A 17,355-nucleotide genomic window follows, 5' to 3' on the forward strand; every position below is an offset into this window, starting at 1 on the left:
GGGCTGAGCCGTTGAGTGCGTCCGATACTGCCGCGCCGTCCGACCTGACTACGTTTGCGGGGCGCCTGGAGGAGCACGGTTGCGCGCTGGCCGTTGTGACCGACGGCGGTGAGCGCCTCAGCTATATTGAACTCGCAGCCCGAGCCGACGAGTTCGCCAGGCGCCTGCCGCCGGGACGGCATCTGTTGCTGATCGAAGCGGCGAACGAACTGGCTCCATTGGTCGCCTACGTCGCTGCGCTTCGCCACGGGCATCCCGTGATCATGGCCGCGGGGGACAGCGGCGGGCAACTTCAGCGCACGATCGAGACCTACCGGCCGACGGTCCGGTATCACAGGGACAACGGACGTTGGGTCGTCGAACCCGGAACGCCTGGGCCGCGGGATCTGCATGCGGACCTAGCCGTACTGCTGTCCACCTCAGGTTCGACCGGCGCGGCCAAGCTCGTGCGCCTTGAGCGCGCAGCCGTCGAGGCCAATGCGCGGTCGATCGCCGAGTATCTCGACCTGCGGCCGGACGACCGCGCGATCACAACCCTGCCGATCCACTACAGTTACGGTCTGTCGGTGGTGAACTCGCACCTCGCGGCCGGCGGCGCGATCCTGCTGACCGACCGCTCCGTGGTCGACGACGCGTTCTGGGACTTCTTCGAGGCCGAAGGGGCGACCTCCCTGGCGGGCGTGCCCTACACCTACGAACTCTTCGAGAGGATCGGTCTGCGCCGACGCAGGCTGCCTTCGCTGCGGACGATGACCCAGGCCGGCGGCCGACTGCCGCCCGAGACGGTCCGCACCTACGCCGAGTGGACCCAGGGCGCGGGCGTGCGCTTCTTCGTTATGTACGGCCAGACCGAGGCGACGGCGCGGATGGCGTACGTGCCGCCTGAGCACCTGTTGGAGAACCCTGGTTGCATCGGCGTGGCGATCCCGGGGGGCGGGTTTCATCTGATCGACGAGGCCGGTCGGACGGTCGCCGGGGCTGAGGTCCAGGGCGAGCTGGTCTATCGCGGCCCCAACGTGATGTCCGGCTACGCGCTGGTCGAGGCGGACCTCGCCAAGGGGCGCGAAATTTCTGAGTTGCGGACTGGCGATCTGGCGATACGCGACGCCAACGGGATTTACCGGATCGTGGGGCGTAGGAGCCGGTTCGCCAAGCTTTTCGGGTTGCGCATCAGTTTCGATGAGGTGGAGGCTCACCTCCGCCGCGAGGGGCTCCGCGCCATCGTCACCGGCAATGACGAGGTGCTGGCGGTGGGCGTCGTCTCAGCCGAACCGCAAGCGGTGGCCGATCGCTTGTCGCAGGCGCTGTCCCTGCCTCTCTCGGTGATCAAAGTGATCGGCTACGACGAACTGCCGACCTTGAGCTCTGGGAAGATGGACTATCAGGCCGTGATGGCCGCGGTCCGCGCCGTGCCTGCGCGTCCGGCGCCCGCGCAGGGCGGCGGGGGGCGGGCCATCGAGACGGCCTTCCGTCACGCCTTCCCGCGCGCGAGCATCACGTCGGCGGACAGCTTCGTTAGCCTGGGCGGCGATTCCCTCGGCTACGTAGCACTGTCGCTCGAGATCGAGGCCAAGCTGGGCTTCCTGCCGGAACGCTGGGAAGAAATCAGCATCGCCGAACTGCAGGCGATGGCCGGCAAGGCCACGACCGTCCGTCGTGGTGTCTTCAGCCTGCGTGGGATCGAGTCCGAGGTCGCGATCCGTGCGGCGGCGATCATCAGCGTGGTGATCGCGCACGCTTCGGCGTGGCCGGTCGGCGGCAGTGCGCACGTGTTGCTCCTGCTCTCGGGCTACAACTTCTCGCGCTATCAGGGCTCGCGCCTGAACGAGGGCGGCGGGGTCTCGATGCTGGTGAACTTCTTCCAGCGGATCATCGCGCCCTACTACGTGATCCTCTGCCTCTATCTGATTTCGGAAAAGTCGTTAGACGTGCCGTCCTTGCTGTTGGTCAGCAACCTGTTCGGCCGCTTTGGTACGTTCCTGGAGCCCTACTGGTTTCTGGAGGTGTTGTTCCAGTCCATGGTGATCTTCGCGCTGCTGTTTGCCATCGGAGCGGTGCGCCGGTTCGCGGTGCGAAAGCCGTGGGAATTCGGACTGGCGTTGCTGATTGCGGCATTGGCGGCCCGCGTGATCGCCTCGCTGATCCTGCCGCACGAGTATCTGTTGGAGCGAACACCCGACAGCATCTTCTATCTGCTGGCGTTCGGGTGGTGCCTGCACAGGGCCACGACGGCGGCGCGCAAGCTGGGATTGACCCTAGCGTGCCTGGCCATCGCCGCCCTGCAGGTGGCCGGACCCCAAGAGATCTGGGAGCACTTCAGCTACCCGGCCAACGTCACCCACGCCATCTGGTTCTCCACCGCGGCCGGCCTGATCCTGTGGGCGCCGCGGATACTCCTACCCAACGCGTTGCACGGACTGGTCGGTCTGATCGCAGCGGCGAGCTTCTATATCTACCTGACGCATGGCTTGCCGGTGCACGCTTTCCTGCACACGCTGCACATCCAGAATGTTCCGCTCATCCTGGCGGTGTCGCTGATCCTGGGCGTCGCGGCCTATAAGGCCTCGGAGAAGATCTCGGAGCGGCTGGCCCGCGGGCACGTGGATCAGCGTCGAGAAGTCGTCCAGTAAAGGTTGTCGAGCAAAGGCAGCGATTAACGTTGACTCAACTCGCACCGGTTTAAGATTTCGCCACAATCGGCGTGTTTACGGGTGGCGGGTTCCGACCTGCAGTCGTAGACCGTCGATATCGCAGATGCACCGCAGCATGCGTGCTTGGAGGCGCCGTGAGTTGGATCAATAGCCTGATGGCGCGCTCTTTCGGGCGTAAGCCGGAAGCCGCCCCGAACCCCGAATCGAACCTTGTCTTCGCCGCCCCGCCGACGCAGCGCGAGGGCGCGACCGCCAGGAAGCCGGCCGATACGGCGTTCCCGCGCTTCCAGTCGATGGCCGGCGATCAACTGAGCCCGCGACTGAACGACCGCTTCGCCAGCGCGCGGATCAAGCTGCGCGGCGCGTTCACGCCGTCACAGCCGATCACCGACCGCAAGATGTTCGCGGGGCGTCTGGACGTGCTGACCACGCTCATCCGTTCGATCGAGGACCAGCGCGTCCATGTGATCATGTACGGCGAGCGCGGCATCGGTAAGACCTCGCTGGTCCACGTGGTGACCCAGGCCGCCGAAGAAGCCCGATATATCGTGGTCTACTGCTCGTGCGGGGCCGGCTCGACGTTCGACGAGATTTTCCGCGCGGTCGCGGCCGACATTCCGCTGCTGTTCCACAGCGGCTTTGCACCCACCACCAACGAAGCCGAGCGCGGGAACACCCTGGCCGACCTGCTGCCGGCCACGACCCTGACGCCGCGCCTGGTCGCCGACCTGTTCGCCAAGCTGACGGGCACCCGAGTCCTCGTGGTGCTGGATGAGTTCGACGTCTGCGACTCCCCCGAATTCCGGCGCAACATCGCCGAACTGATCAAGAACCTGTCGGACCGCTCGATCCGCACCCAGCTGGTGATCGCCGGCGTGGCCGCGGACCTGACCGAATTGGTCGAGCATATCCCATCGATCCGCCGCAACATCTTCGCCTTGCAGGTGCCGAAGATGAGCGCCGCGGAGGTGAACCATCTGGTCGAGAACGGCGAGGAGCTGAGCGGCCTGACCTACGACAAGGCAGCGACCGATTTCATCGTTTTTGTCGCCAACGGTTCGCCCTATTTCGCCAGCCTGTTGAGCCACCATTCCGGCTTGGCTGCGATCGACAAGGGGCGCACCAACGTCGCGATCGAGGACGTGTCGCAGGCGGTGGACCAGGCGCTGACTGAGTTCCGCGGCCGAATTTCCAAGCACTCGTTGGTCCAGATCGACCAGGCCGCCAAAAGCGGCGTACGCCATGTGCTGGGCGTCATGGCCGGCGCGGCCATCTTCAACAATGGCCGCTTCGACGACCGCGACGTCGACGCGCTCTATCCGAGCTCGGCCAATGCGGCGAATTTCAAAGCGACGCTCGAGGACCTGGCGGCCAGGCACGTGCTTCTGGAGGCCCACGACGACGAGTTCGGTCGTGGCTACCGGTTCTCGGAAGAGGCGGTTTTGCCGTACCTGTGGATCCTCGCGGCGCAACAGCGCTTCCTGGAGGGCCGAAAGGCGGCGAGCGCGGCGACAGACAAGCCTGCCGTGTCGACCACCGACAAGGCTGCCGCAGCGGCCGAGAAGCCGACCGAAAAGGCCGCGCCGGCCGCTGTCGCCACCCCGCGGGCCGCCGGCCGGCCCTGATTGGGAACGGATCGGGGGCCCAGGCCCTTTCGTCAATTGGGGCGCAGGCGGTATGGAGTAACCTTCGACGCCAGCGATCTCTGGGGGAGTAGGTTTTGCGCATTCTTGTCACCGGCGGAGCCGGCTTCATCGGCTCGGCCCTGATCCGGCATCTGATCGCCGAAACCGAGCATGAGGTGCTGAACCTCGACAAGCTGACCTATGCCGGCGACGAACGGTCACTGGACGGCGTCGCAGGCAACAATCGCTACGCCTTCCGGAGGGCTGATGTGGCCGACGCCGGAGCGGTGCGCGCGGCCTTGCGCGACTTCCGTCCGCAGGTCGTAACGCACCTGGCCGCGGAGTCGCATGTCGATCGTTCGATCGACGGTCCGGCGGAGTTCATCCAGACGAACATCATCGGCACCTTCGTGATGCTGTCGGAGGTGCTGGCCTATTGGCGTGGACTGGATGCATCCGCCAAGGGCGCGTTCCGCTTTCATCACATCTCGACCGACGAGGTGTTCGGCTCGCTCGGGGACACCGGTTTCTTCACCGAGACGACGGCCTACGATCCGCGCTCGCCCTATTCGGCCTCGAAGGCGTCGTCCGACCACCTGGTCCGCGCCTGGCACCATACCTACGGCCTGCCGGTGCTGGTCACGAACTGCTCGAACAACTACGGGCCCTTCCATTTCCCCGAGAAGTTGATCCCGCTTATGATCGTGAAGTGCCTGGCCGGCGAGCCGCTGCCGGTCTACGGCGCCGGGGCCAACGTCCGGGACTGGCTCTATGTCGACGATCACGCCCGGGCCCTGACTCGAGTGTTCGAGGCCGGGACACCCGGCGAGAGCTACATTATCGGTGGGCGGGCCGAGCGCACGAATCTGCAGGTCGTCCACGCCATCTGCGAGACGTTGGATCGATTGCGTCCGCGCGCCGACGGCAAGTCGTACAAGGAGCAGATCAGCTTCGTCGCCGACCGGCCTGGTCACGATCATCGGTATGCGATCGATCCGGCCAAGCTCGACCGCGAGCTGGGCTGGCGCGCGGCCGAGAGCTTCGACACCGGCATTGAGAAAACCGTCCGCTGGTATCTCGAAAACGACGCCTGGTGGGGCCCGATCCTGGCGCGCAGCGATGCGGGCGAGCGGCTAGGCCTGAAGACCGTGAGCGCATGACTTCGACCGTCGCGGCGGACGTGCTGCTGACCGGCGGCAGCGGTCAGGTCGGAACCGAGATTATTCGCCAGTCGCCGGCGACGATGAACATCGTCGCGCCCTCGAGCGCGGAACTTAACCTTGGCGACCCGGACGCGATCCTGGCGATGGTCGCATCGCGGCCGTGGGCCGCGGTGATCAACTGCGGCGCGTACACCGCGGTCGATCGGGCCGAGAGCGAGGTGATCGAAGCCTGGCGCGCCAATGCCCTGGGTCCGGCGGCGCTTGCCCAGACGACGGCCGCCGCCCAGATCCCGTTGATCCACGTCTCCACCGACTACGTGTTCGACGGCTCCAAGCCAGGCCCTTACCGTGAATCCGATCCCGTCGCGCCGCTGGGCGTCTATGGCGGCTCCAAGGAGGCGGGCGAGCAGGCCGTCCGCACGGGCAACCGTCGGCACCTGATCCTGCGTACGGCCTGGGTGGTCAGCCCGCACGGGGCCAACTTCGTCAAGACGATGCTCCGGTTGGCGCAGACGCGGCCCGAGGTGCGTGTAGTCGATGACCAGCGCGGCTGCCCGACCAGCGCGGCCGACATCGCTGCGGCGCTGCTCAAAATCACCGGACGAATGATCACCTCTCCGCAATTGGCGCCGACGGGCACCTATCACTTCGTAAACGCCGGCGAGGCGACCTGGTGCGAGTTGGCGCGGGCGGTCTTCGACATGGCGGAGGCGCGCGGCGCCCCGGCTCCGCGGCTCGAAGCCATCACGACGGCAGAGTTTCCAACCCCGGCCCGCCGGCCGGCCAATTCACGCCTGGATGTGGCCAAGTTGCGGGCCGACTACGGGATCGAACCGCGCCCTTGGCGGGCGGCGGTGGAAGAGATTGTTGAGGCGCTGCTTCCCGCCAAGCAGGAACAAGGACTTTAGATGAAGGGCATCATCCTGGCCGGTGGTTCGGGCACTCGGCTGCATCCGGCGACGCTGGCGGTAAACAAGCAACTGCTGCCGATCTATGACAAGCCGATGATCTACTACCCTCTGTCGGTGCTCATGCTGGCCGGCATCCGGGACGTCTTGATCATCTCGTCGCCGGAGTACATCGACAACTACCGCCGGCTGTTCGAGGATGGTTCGAACTTCGGGCTCCGGATCGAGTATGCGATTCAGCCGAAGCCCGAAGGGCTGGCGCAGGCGTTCCTGATCGGCGAGAGCTTCGTCGGCGACGAGCGCGCCGCCCTGGTGCTGGGCGACAATATCTTCTTCGGCGCCGGCATGAGCCGGTTGCTGAAGAACGCCGCCGACCGCAAGGACGGGGCGACGATCTTCTCCTACGAGGTCGACCAGCCGCAGGCCTACGGGGTGGTGGAGCTCGACGACACCGGCCGAGCCGTGAGCCTTGAGGAGAAGCCGGTCGAGCCGAAGTCGCGCCAGGCTGTCACCGGCCTCTATTTTTATGACAACCGCGTGGTCGAGTTCGCCAAGCAGGTGCGCCCCTCGGCGCGCGGCGAGCTCGAGATCACGGACCTCAATCGCATGTACATGGAAGCCGGGGACCTGTTCGTCGAGCAACTGTCGCGCGGCTATGCCTGGCTGGACACCGGCACCCATGAGAGCTTGGTCGAGGCCTCGGAGTTCGTGCGCGCGGTGCAGAAGCGCCAGGGCGTGCACATCGCCTGCCTGGAGGAGATCGCCTACATCAACGGCTTCATCGACCGCGACCAACTGCGCGCGCGCGGCAAGCTTTTCGAGAAGACCGCGTACGGCAAGTACCTGCTCGACATCGCCGAGCAGGCGGCCCCGCCGAGCCGTCGCTTGATCTAGGGCGCGGCCGGCGCCCGGATCGGGCTGAGGCTGGGCCGATCCTTGACGACAATGTCCTTGTTGTCGCTCTGCAGCAGCTTCCAGTAGCGGTTGTTGAAGACCTGGGCGCCAGTAACGCCGGAGAGGTTGATGCGCGCGTTCATGCCCGCGTAGGGCTGGACGGTGTTGCCGGACACCTCGACGTCCTCGGCGTGCATCAGGGCGATGCCGTTGTACATCGAGCCTTCGATAATGTTGTCGCGGATCACCACCCGGCGATAGGGCAGGGTGCCCACCTGATCGGTGATGAAGATCCCCTGCATGATGCCGCCCGATCCGCGGCGGATGCGATTGCCGACGATGGTGATATCCTCGGCCGAAGCCGTGGTGTTGCGAGTGAACAACTGGACGGCGTCGGGGTGCGAGCCCGGGGTCGGGGCGAAGTCGGCGAAGTCGTTCCCCTTGATCAGCAGCCTCGAGGTGCCGTTGCTGGTAACGCCGTCGGCACCCAGCCGCCGGAAGGTGCTGCCCTCGATAGCCACGTCGTAGCAGTTACTGAGGACGATCCCGTTCCGAAAGCCGGAGAAGGACGACTTTTCCACGCGGATATTGCGCGACTTGGTGAAGAAGAGCCCCTGGCCGGTCGGCAATCCGCGCGCCGTCAGGCCGCTGAACTGGATGTTCTGACTGTCGTTGACGGCGAGCCGTCCCGCCCCCGGCTGGTCGAGCACCACGTTCAGCCCGACGACCCGCAGCCCGGTGACGTTCTTCAGCACGAAGCCAGCGGTCTGCGCGTCCTTGGCGACCAGGGTGACGGGCGTGCCGAAGTTCAGGTCGCTCAGCGCGATCTGGCCGTAGTCGCCGGGCGCCAGCACGACCGTCGCACCCGGGCTGGCGGTCTTCATCGCCAGCGTCAGGGTGAGGGCGTTGCGGACCGTGACCGGCCCGCGTTGGGCGACGCGCTCAACCGATTGCGCTTGCTGAGGCGCGGCGTCCGCGGCCAGGGCCAAGAGCAGGATTTCCAGCATGGTGCGCTCCGTTAGCTTCGGCGGAGCGACACCCTATCAGACGTTGCGGCCGCGTCTTCAGGCCGAGACGATCCATCCCTCGGAAAGCGACGAGAGCTGGACGTTGGCCAGGACCATGCGGGCACCGCCTACCAGATCGATGACCACGTCGGCGCCGACCTGGGTCACGCTGTAGCGCGAGCCGTCGCCGATGAAGACGCGATCGCCCTCGGCGCGAGTGAAGTCGGTGACCAGGTCCAGGCCGGACTGGGCGAAGATGTGAAAGGTGTCGGCCCCGGCGCCGCCGGTGATGGTGTCGTCGCCGAGATCGCCCGAGATCCAGTCGTTCCCGTCGCCGCCGAAGATGATGTCGTTGTGCTGGCCGCCGCGCAGGGTGTCGTTGCCGCTGTCGCCATAGATCGTATCGTTGCCGATATTGCCCAGCACGAGATCGTTGCCGGCGCCGCCTAGCAGCAGATCGTTGTTCTGGCCGCCGGACACCCAGTCTTCACCGGCCCCGCCGTTGATAGTGTCGTCGCCGGTGTTGCCATTGATGTCGTCGCCGCCGCCGCCGCCCAGGATGCTGTCGTTGCCGTCGCCGCCGCGGAGAAAGTCAGCGAACTCACGGCCGGTGATGATGTCATTGCCGGCGCCGCCCTCGATACGGCTGCCGCCGTCGATGCGGGCGCTGAGATGGTCGTCCCCGTCGCCGCCCTTGATCCAGTGGGCTAGCGCATTGGCGCCGTTGTCCTGCAGCGCCGCGACGATCGAATTGCCCGACTGCGTCAGGTTCGTCGTGCCCTGGAGGTTGAAGGTCATCGCCTGGTTGTCGGTGACCTGGGCGTTGGTCGAGTCGTTGATGCGGATCCACGACGTCATGTCGCTGTAGCCGACCACCAGGTTGCCGCCGACCACGAGGCCGTTGGTCTTGGTGACCATGATGCCGTTGTACATGCCGCCGATCACGACATTGTCGGTAACGGTGACCCGGTCGTAGCCGAGGCCGATCTGATCGGTGATGAAGACGCCCTGGATCACCCCGCCGGAGCCGCGTGTGATCAGGTTGCCGCTGACCACGATGTCCGTAGCCCGGGCCGTGGCGCCCCGAGTCAGGAACTGGATCGCATCGGGGTGGTCGCCGCTCACCGGATAGAAGTCGGTGAAGGAGTTGCCGACGATCTGAACACGGGACGTGCCGACGGCGACGATCCCGTCGGCGCGCAGGTCGTGCATGCGATTGTTGTCAACCCGAACGTCACTGCTGTCGGTCAGGCTGATGCCATGATCGAGCTGCTGGAACTCCGATCCGGTGACGCGCACGCCGCTGCTGCTGCGGATCAGGATCCCCGATTGATCGTCGGCCGGCGTGCCGTTCAAAGAACCGTGAATGCTGAGATTGGCGAGCGTGATGTCCTTCGAGCTGAGGACCTGGGCGTTCCAGACCGTCCACGGCGCGCTGAAATCGAGGTGCAGATTGCTAATCACCAGCCCTTGGCTGTTGCTCACGGTCAGCCCGGTCAAGGTCGCCGGTTGGCCGGGATCTGCGGAAGTGATTGTAACGGCGCTGCCGAAGACGAGATTCTTCAGTTGGACGTTAGAATAGTTGCCTTCCTGCAGCAGTATCCTGTCTCCAGCCTTGGCTACACCAAGTGCTGCTGTAAGCTCGGCGGCGCTGGCGCACAGGATATCGGCCATCAGATTTGCGTCTTCTCTATTCTGGTCGCAGCCCCCGCTGTCTCACCGACCATAGCGGGTGAAGCTCAACGGTCACCGGGGCTAAATTGACGCAGGAGGACTGGCGCCTCCGTCGGGCTGATCGGGCCCGAGTACATCTAACAAATGCTTAAAATCGAGGCGCTACTTGCACTGGGCTGCGGGGGCTTAACTCTCCCGCGGCCTTGCGCTCTCACGACTTAGCGAGCGCTGGGAAGAATGTTAATTCATGGACGTCAGATTGTGAACGCCTAGCTTCGGCGCGTCTGCGAGCCGGCGGATTGAAAACGACTGGGAGAGGCCCTGATGTGGGCGCGCAGCGACAATGACGGCCGCAGTTCGCGGCCGATTATCCTGAGACCCTACACCCGGCCCGGCCCCGGGCGCCTGGTTCAAGCTGCCTTCCTGCTCGCGTTCATGGGCTTCTGCCTGTTCTTCGGTTTCTTCTACGGTCTGACGACGCCGTACCTGATCAAGCAGCTGGTCATTCCGGTTATCCTCCTGGCGTTGCTGACGGTCTGGGCGCTGCCCGACACCCGCACCGCGCCGACGGGCATGCTGTACGGGCTCAGCTTCGCCTTCATCATCGTGCTGTTCCTATGGCCGAACTATCTGGCCGTGGCCTTGCCGGGCTTGCCGTGGATCACGCTGATGCGCCTGGTCGGCGCGCCACTCGCCCTGGTTCTGGCCATCAGCTACTCGATGTCGCCGGACTTCAGAGCGCAGATGAAGGAAGCGCTGAACGCCACGCCGCTGGTCTACAAGCTGCTGGCCGGCTTCGTGCTGATCCAGGTGGTCACGATCGCCTTCTCCGACGAGAAGGACCAGTCCATCCAGCGGGTGATCAACGCCCAGCTGACCTGGACGTCGATCTATTTCACCAGCGCGTTCGTCTTCCTGAAGCCCGGGCGGGTCCACCGCTGGGCGGTGATCCTCTGGGTCGTGACAGTCGTCGTCTGCCTGATGGGGCTCTTCGAGTTCAAAATCAGCCGCCCGTCCTGGGGCGCCTTCGTGCCGAGCTTCCTGAAGGTCGAGGACGAGAGCGTGATCCGGACGCTCACCGGCAGTATGCGTTCGGCGACTGGGCAGTATCGCGTGCAGAGCACCTTCACCACACCGCTTGGTCTGGCCGAGTTCCTTGCGCTAACGGCGCCCTTCGTCCTGCATTTCGTGATGTTCGGGAAGAGGCTTGTGACCCGTATCGCCGCCGGGGTGACCATGCCGGTGATGCTCTATGTGGTGATCATCACCGACTCCCGTCTTGGCATGGTCGGCTTCCTGCTGTCGTTCATGCTCTACCTGTTGCTGTGGAGCTGGCTGCGATGGCGCGCGGACAAGACCAGCCTGCTGGCCCCGGCTATCGTGCTGGCCTATCCGGTGATCTTCGCCCTGTTCATCGCCGCGACGATGTTCGTGGGCCGACTTCGCAACATGGTCTGGGGCGGCGGCGACACGGCGGCCAGCACGGCGTCGCGCGGCGCTCAGTACGACATGGGCATCCCGATGATCCTGAAGGCGCCATGGGGGCACGGGGCAGGTACGGGCGGCAGCACGCTCGGCTTCGTCAGCCCGGCGGGCATCACGACCATCGACACCTACTATCTGGCGGTCGGCCTCGAGTACGGCGTGATCGGCTTCTTCGTCTATTACGGGATGCTGGTCATCTCGACCTACTACGCGGCCAAGTACGCGGTGCGGTCACCCACGGGCGAGCTGAGCTACTTCATGCCCGCGGCCATCGCCCTGGTGAACTTCATCGTCATCAAGTCGGTGTTCAGCCAGCAGGATAACCACCCGCTGATCTTCATGCTGATGGGCATTGTGACGGCGATGGTCTACCGAGCCACCCATGAGAAGCCCGAGGCAGGCGCGCCGCCGGCCAACGTCAGCTGACGTCGAGCCAGGACGGGGGGCCGCGCTCGCCTCGCAGACCCGCGCTCCAGCCGGCCAGCGCATAGCCGAGCTGGCGCCAGGCGCGAGCGCGACCAAACCGCAGACCCAGCAGGGCGAGCGCTGCGACGGCCGCGACCGGCAGGCGTGTCGGATAGCGGTCGCGGGTGGTCAGCAGCTTGTTGCGTTCGCCCAGATAGATCGGCGTGCGCGGGCGGCTGCGGATGGCGGCGTAGGAGCCGGTGGTGGTGCCGGCTTCATGCAGGACGTCGGCGCCGGGCGCGTAGCCCAGGCGCATGCCGAGCTGAAGCCCGCGCAGGCACCATTCGACCTCCTCGCAGTAGAGGAAGTAATCCTCGCGCATCGGGCCGACGGTCTCGAGGAAGCGGCGTCCGATCATCATCGACGCGCCGTTGAGATAGTTCTGCTCGCGCTCGATCTGCGCCTGATCGGGCGGCGCGCCGTGCGGCGAGCCGTGGCCGATGGAGACGGCCCGCGCCAGCCATGGCCGCCAGCGGCCGCCATGCGACTGCACCCGGCCGTCCGGCAGGTAGACCGTGTCGCCGACGGCTTCGCAGCCGCCAGCCTGCAGCCGGGCCACTAGGCGTTCGAGCGATTGCGGCTGCGGCAAGGTGTCAGGGTTGAGCACCCACCAGGCGTCGGCGTGCGGCGTTTCCTGCAGGCCGACGTTCACGCCGCCGGCGTAGCCGAGATTGCGCGGCGCGCGCACGGCGCGGACGATCTGGCCGCTGGGCAGGGCCTGGGGCAGCTGGGCGACGAGCGCGTCGTATGCTGCCTGGCCGCCGTTCTCGCAGATGAGGACCTCGAACGCGTTGTGGCTGGAGCGGCCCAGCGCGTCGAGGCAGGCGACGATGTCGGGAACGTTGCGGAACGCGACGATGCAGACGGCGACATGCATGGATCAGCGCTCCGCACGGGCCAGCAGGCCCACGGCGTCAAAGGCGCGCCAGAAACGTAGCCGGTAGAGCATGGCCATGGCGTGGAGTTTCTGGCGCGGGGAGCGCAGGCGCGGGCTGGTCAAAACGCGTGGCGTGTGGGCGACGGCCGAGAGCGGCAGCAGCAGGCTGCGGGCCAGCCAGCGTCCCCGCCCTTGCGGTCGAGCGGCGACGATGCCGAAGGTCTCCGCGTTCAGCCGCCGCCATTTGGCGGACAACTCTTTCCAGTCGCGGCGGGCGGGGTGGGCGACGAGCGCGGCCGGCGCGTAGCCGATCTTGAATCCAGCGTCGCGGGCGCGGTGCGACCATTCCAGATCTTCGGACACTCCGACCCGGAAGCCGCCGACCTGGGCGAACAATGCGGCCGGGCAGAAGAGGTTGGCGGTGACCGTGAAGCCCTTGCGCTCCACATAGGCCTGGTTGTCGAAGGCGAAGACCAGTTCGAACGCTTCGGCGCCGGTGACGTGGTCCTCGTCGCCCACCAGCACGCGCATGCCGCCGCCGACGAAGTCGCTGCGCTTTAGAGCCGCGACGCCTTCGGCGAGCCATTCGGGCGCCGGAATGCAATCGGAGTCGGTGAAAGCGAGGATCTGGCCGCGCGCCACAGCGACGCCGCCGTTGCGGGCCGGGCCGGCCCCGCGCTCAGCTACGCTGACGATTCTCGCGCGGCCTGCGATAGTCTGCTTCACAGCGTCTGCCCCCACCGGGGACATGTTGTCGGCGACGATCACGTCGAAGCGGTCGGGCGCATAGGTCTGGGCTTGCAGGGCCGACAGGCAGCGATCCAGCGATGCGAGGTCGTTGTAGTGGGGTACGATCACGCTGACGTGAGGCAGCGCGCCAGCGGGCAGGGCGTCTCCGGTCAATTCCATCGGCGGGGCGGACTCGCATATGAACAACGGGCGGCCGCGACGGCGGGCCCGGTCGCACATATGCCCCTGCGATGTTGACGTTTCATCAATATTGGCGCGACCTGGAGGCAGTATGAGTTGGTGTAGTGGTTGGGTGCGGTTCGCGTAAGGTTTACGTATCAGCTTTGCTGTACTAGTCGCTGCTTGCCGGTCGGATAGTGCGAAGCGGCGTGGTCGAGGGACGGGCGATGCGGATCAGCGACGAGCGACTGGACGCCGACGCCAACAACTTCACCGCGGTTAGATTGTTGCTCGCCAGTTCGGTCATCTACACGCACTGCTACTTCATGACCACCGGCGTGCGGAATGCCGACGACCTCAGTGGGTTTCTCGGCGCGCCGATATCGGCCTATGCGGTCGACGGCTTCTTCTTCCTCAGCGGGTTTCTCGTCTATCCAAGCCTGCTGCGGCTCAGCAGTTCGGTGCGCTTCCTCACGGCGCGGTTCGTGCGGCTATGGCCGGGGCTGGCCCTGTGCGTGCTGCTGACGGTGTTGGTGGGCGGCTTCTTCACCACGGCGGCCCCCGGCGCCTATCTCGGCGGCGAGACTTCGAAGTTCGTCCTGACCAACCTGACATTCACAGTCGCATCCTACCGGCTGACTGGTGTGGAGTGTGGCGGCGAGCCGTGCGTGCTCAACGGTTCGCTCTGGACCCTGCCCTGGGAGGTCCGATGCTATGCCGTGCTGGCGATCCTTGGCGCGCTGGGTCTGGCCAAGCCGACGATCATGAAGCGGCTGGTGCTGCCGCTGAGCCTGGTCGGCGTGCTGGTCTGGGATGTTCCACAGGTGCAGGAACTGGCCCGCAGCCTGGTGGGCGATGGCGCAGTCTATCTGATCGAAACCTTCGACCGCCTGTGGGCGGCGTTCGCCTTGGGCATCGCCGCCTATCTCTTCCGCGAGCGCATTCCGCTTTCGTGGATTTGGCTGGGCGTGCTGTTCGTCGTGACCCTGGCGGCTCATGGCGTGGGGCTTGGCCTACATATGCGCGCGCTGTTGATCGGCTATGCGGTGTTGTGCTGGGGCCTGCTCACCGCGCAGCGCAGCGTCTTCTCCGCCAAGTGGCCGGACTACAGCTACGGCATGTACATCTACGGCTATCCGGTGATGGTGCTGATCTACGCCTTCTGGCCGACCTCGTCGCACCTGGCCCTGACGCTGGTCACCATGGCTGCGACCGTGCCGCTGGCTGCGCTGTCCTGGCACCTCGTCGAGCGCCCGGCGCTTGACGCCTATCGACGCCGCCGGCGCGCCGGCCGACTGGCCGCCCAGCAAACCTAGTCCGATCTCACCGATAGCGATCGACGGCCCCAGCGTGTGCCGGGGCGGCGCTGTTCCGTGCGCCTGCAAGGCGTAGGAGCGCATGGTTTCCGGATGTTTATGTTATCGCGCAATTAACCTAGCTGATTAAGGCCGGTTCAAGCGGCTTGTTGCTAATCGTAAGTCCACAACGGGGCATCCCGTACTCGCCAATACAAAGCACGAGTACGGATCTGGTGGCGGAGAGATATCGTGATACTCACGGCGAATAGCGCTCAATCCCTGACCGCGGCGCTTAACGCCGCCAAGTCTGGCGATACGATCCTTCTTGAGGCTGGCAACTACTCGAACGTCCAGATCAAGAACCTCGTGTTCGACGGCACGGTGACCATCGCCTCGTAGGATCCCGGCAATCCGGCGACCTTTACCGGTCTAGTGGTGACGGGCAGCGAGAACCTGACCTTCCAGAACCTGCACATGGACTTCAGTTCGCCGTGGACGGTCTGGAACGCACAGATCGTCAGCTCGAAGAACATCGAGCTCAACAATCTCAACTTCCATGGTTCGCTGAATGGCAACCCCGCCGACGACCAGAACGCGCTGCTGATCCGCAGCAGCGAGAACGTCAAGGTGGTCGGGTCGGAGTTCCAAGAGTTCTCCCACGCCGTCAGCATGATGAACAGCAACGGCGTTCGCATCGATGCCAACAGTTTCCATGACCTGCGTTCCGACGGGGTGATGGGCGCGGGGACCTCGAACGTGCAAATCGTCGGCAACGTCTTCACGGACTTCTATCCGGCCGACGGCGACCATCCGGACGCGATCCAGTTCCTGACCCGCGGCACGACCGAGAAGGCTCACGACATCCTGGTGAGCGGCAACCTGATCACGCGCGGCGATGGCGGAATCATCCAGGGCGTGTTCATCACCGACCAGATCGGGCTCGGCTATGACCGCGTGACGGTGACGGACAACGTCGTGACCGGTGGCATGTACAACGGCATCATGGTGGCGATGGCCAATGGCGTCGTCATCGACGGCAACGTCGTGGCCTCCTACAGCGATCAGAAGTCGTGGATCCGGGTCGGCGACTCGACCAACGTCCAAATGAGCAACAATCAGGCGGGCGCTTACATCCTGCAGGGCAACACCGCTCTGACGCAAACCGGCGACGTCATCCTGCAGCCGCTTACGGCTGAGCAGATCGCCAGCCTGAATACCTGGCTGGCCGCCAATACCGACGTTTCGAGCGGCCTGGTGGGCATGCTGGACGGCGCGGCCCCCGTCCCGCCGACCGCCCCGACGGTCCCCACGACGCCGACCGCTCCGACGGTTCCCACCACGCCGACCGCGCCCACCACGTCGACTCCGACGGCGCCGGTCGTCAAGGATCCGGCTCCGGTGGAGACCGCCGTGATCGTGCTCGCCGGGACGGCTGGCGATGATCGCCTGACCGTCACCGGCAAGGCCAACATGCAGCTGGAAGGCGGCGCGGGTAACGACGTGCTGACCGGTGGCGCGGGCGCTAACACGCTTATCGGTGGGGCCGGCGACGACACCTACATCATCCGCGACGGCGACGACGTGATCGTCGAGGGCGCGAATGGCGGGACCGACCTCGTCTACGCCTACGTCAACCACACGCTCAGCGCCAACGTCGAGAACCTGAAGCTGCAGGAAGGCGCGACCGTCGGCGTTGGCAACGGGCTGGCCAACATCATCACGGGCACGACGCAGGCCGACAATCTGTCGGGTATGGGCGGCGACGACACCGTGCGAGGGCGTGAAGGCAACGACACGATCAGCGGCGGCGACGGCGCGGACCAGCTTTACGGCGACGCTGGCGACGACCGCCTGGACGGCGGGGCGGGCAATGACAGCCTGTATGGCGGTGAAGGCAACGACATCCTCATCGGTGGGGCTGGCGACAACCGTCTCGAGGGCGGGCCCGGCGCTGACACGCTGGTCGGCGGTTCCGGTGCCGACAGCTTTGTCTACCGCCCGGGCGACCTGGTCGGCGTGGATCGGATCGAGGGCTTCTCGTCGGCCCAGGGCGACCGGATCCTGCTCGCCGAGCTGGACGCCAACACCAACACCGCCGCGAACGACAAATTCACGTTCATCGGCGCCAGCGCCTTCAGCGGCAAGGCGGGCGAGTTGCGGTTCCAGGTCATTAACGGGGACGCACACGTCTACGGCGACATGAACGGCGACCGCATCGCCGACTTCGAGATAAACGTGGTGGGTGTCAGCAAGCTCACGGCCGCCGATTTCATGCTCTGAGTGAGCTGAAAACCGGGTTCGAACACCATCCCGCCGCTGCGTCCCCCGCAGCGGCGGGTTTTCTTTTGGTCGTTCGAAAGGAGAACTGAAGATTAGTCGCTGTTCGCCCGGATTCCGCC

13 protein-coding genes are annotated in these 17,355 nt (G+C 65.6%); 9 read left to right on the top strand and 4 right to left on the bottom strand.

What is annotated here, in order from left to right:
• Positions 1-11 precede the first annotated feature (11 nt).
• The 5 genes from GGQ61_RS13800 to rfbA all read left to right on the top strand — a co-directional run bounded on the left by GGQ61_RS13800 (position 12) and on the right by rfbA (position 7,241).
• Positions 12-2,630 carry an AMP-binding protein gene (locus tag GGQ61_RS13800; RefSeq protein WP_183773687.1) on the top strand — a complete coding sequence of 873 codons (2,619 nt, stop codon included), beginning with the start codon at positions 12-14 and terminating at the stop codon, positions 2,628-2,630.
• Between the two features lie 155 nt (positions 2,631-2,785).
• A complete protein-coding gene (locus GGQ61_RS13805; RefSeq protein WP_183773689.1) occupies positions 2,786-4,276 on the top strand; it encodes an nSTAND1 domain-containing NTPase in 1,491 nt (496 codons plus the stop codon).
• 95 nt (positions 4,277-4,371) lie between these two features.
• Positions 4,372-5,436, top strand: coding sequence for a dTDP-glucose 4,6-dehydratase (gene rfbB / locus GGQ61_RS13810; RefSeq protein ID WP_183773691.1), 1,065 nt, complete (start codon positions 4,372-4,374; stop codon positions 5,434-5,436).
• On the top strand, positions 5,433-6,347 hold the full coding sequence (rfbD, locus tag GGQ61_RS13815) for a dTDP-4-dehydrorhamnose reductase (protein ID WP_183773694.1): 915 nt from the start codon (positions 5,433-5,435) through the stop codon (positions 6,345-6,347). The genes rfbB and rfbD overlap by 4 nt, the downstream gene beginning before the upstream one ends.
• Positions 6,348-7,241 carry a glucose-1-phosphate thymidylyltransferase RfbA gene (rfbA, locus tag GGQ61_RS13820; protein ID WP_183773696.1) on the top strand — a complete coding sequence of 298 codons (894 nt, stop codon included), beginning with the start codon at positions 6,348-6,350 and terminating at the stop codon, positions 7,239-7,241.
• Here rfbA and GGQ61_RS13825 read toward each other — a convergent pair.
• Positions 7,238-8,248: a right-handed parallel beta-helix repeat-containing protein gene (locus GGQ61_RS13825; protein ID WP_183773698.1), complete on the bottom strand. Its 1,011-nt coding sequence runs from the start codon at positions 8,246-8,248 to the stop codon at positions 7,238-7,240. The genes rfbA and GGQ61_RS13825 overlap by 4 nt on opposite strands.
• Before the next feature lie 57 nt (positions 8,249-8,305).
• Positions 8,306-9,922 (bottom strand): right-handed parallel beta-helix repeat-containing protein, encoded by a 1,617-nt coding sequence (locus tag GGQ61_RS13830; RefSeq protein ID WP_183773700.1) that lies wholly within the window; start codon positions 9,920-9,922, stop codon positions 8,306-8,308.
• A 324-nt stretch (positions 9,923-10,246) separates the two neighbouring features.
• On the opposite strand from GGQ61_RS13830, the gene GGQ61_RS13835 reads away from it, so the two are divergent.
• Positions 10,247-11,833 carry an O-antigen ligase family protein gene (locus GGQ61_RS13835; RefSeq protein ID WP_183773702.1) on the top strand — a complete coding sequence of 529 codons (1,587 nt, stop codon included), beginning with the start codon at positions 10,247-10,249 and terminating at the stop codon, positions 11,831-11,833.
• On the opposite strand, the gene GGQ61_RS13840 is transcribed toward GGQ61_RS13835, so the two are convergent.
• Complete coding sequence (locus tag GGQ61_RS13840; protein WP_183773704.1) at positions 11,826-12,749, bottom strand: glycosyltransferase family 2 protein; 924 nt, start codon at positions 12,747-12,749, stop codon at positions 11,826-11,828. The genes GGQ61_RS13835 and GGQ61_RS13840 overlap by 8 nt on opposite strands.
• A 3-nt stretch (positions 12,750-12,752) precedes the next feature.
• Positions 12,753-13,658: a glycosyltransferase family 2 protein gene (locus tag GGQ61_RS13845; protein WP_221221014.1), complete on the bottom strand. Its 906-nt coding sequence runs from the start codon at positions 13,656-13,658 to the stop codon at positions 12,753-12,755.
• Between the two features lie 227 nt (positions 13,659-13,885).
• Here GGQ61_RS13845 and GGQ61_RS13850 point away from each other — a divergent pair, with 227 nt between their 5' ends.
• The 3 genes from GGQ61_RS13850 (at position 13,886) to GGQ61_RS22485 (ending at position 17,236) form a co-directional block, all read left to right on the top strand.
• Positions 13,886-14,974, top strand: coding sequence for an acyltransferase family protein (locus GGQ61_RS13850; RefSeq protein WP_183773706.1), 1,089 nt, complete (start codon positions 13,886-13,888; stop codon positions 14,972-14,974).
• A 231-nt stretch (positions 14,975-15,205) separates the two neighbouring features.
• Complete coding sequence (locus tag GGQ61_RS13855; RefSeq protein WP_183773707.1) at positions 15,206-15,355, top strand: hypothetical protein; 150 nt, start codon at positions 15,206-15,208, stop codon at positions 15,353-15,355.
• A gap of 36 nt (positions 15,356-15,391) precedes the next feature.
• On the top strand, positions 15,392-17,236 hold the full coding sequence (locus tag GGQ61_RS22485; protein ID WP_183773708.1) for a right-handed parallel beta-helix repeat-containing protein: 1,845 nt from the start codon (positions 15,392-15,394) through the stop codon (positions 17,234-17,236).
• Positions 17,237-17,355: the final 119 nt, after the last annotated feature.

The sequence above is a fragment of the Phenylobacterium haematophilum genome (genome assembly GCF_014196295.1).
GTDB classification, from domain to species: domain Bacteria; phylum Pseudomonadota; class Alphaproteobacteria; order Caulobacterales; family Caulobacteraceae; genus Phenylobacterium; species Phenylobacterium haematophilum.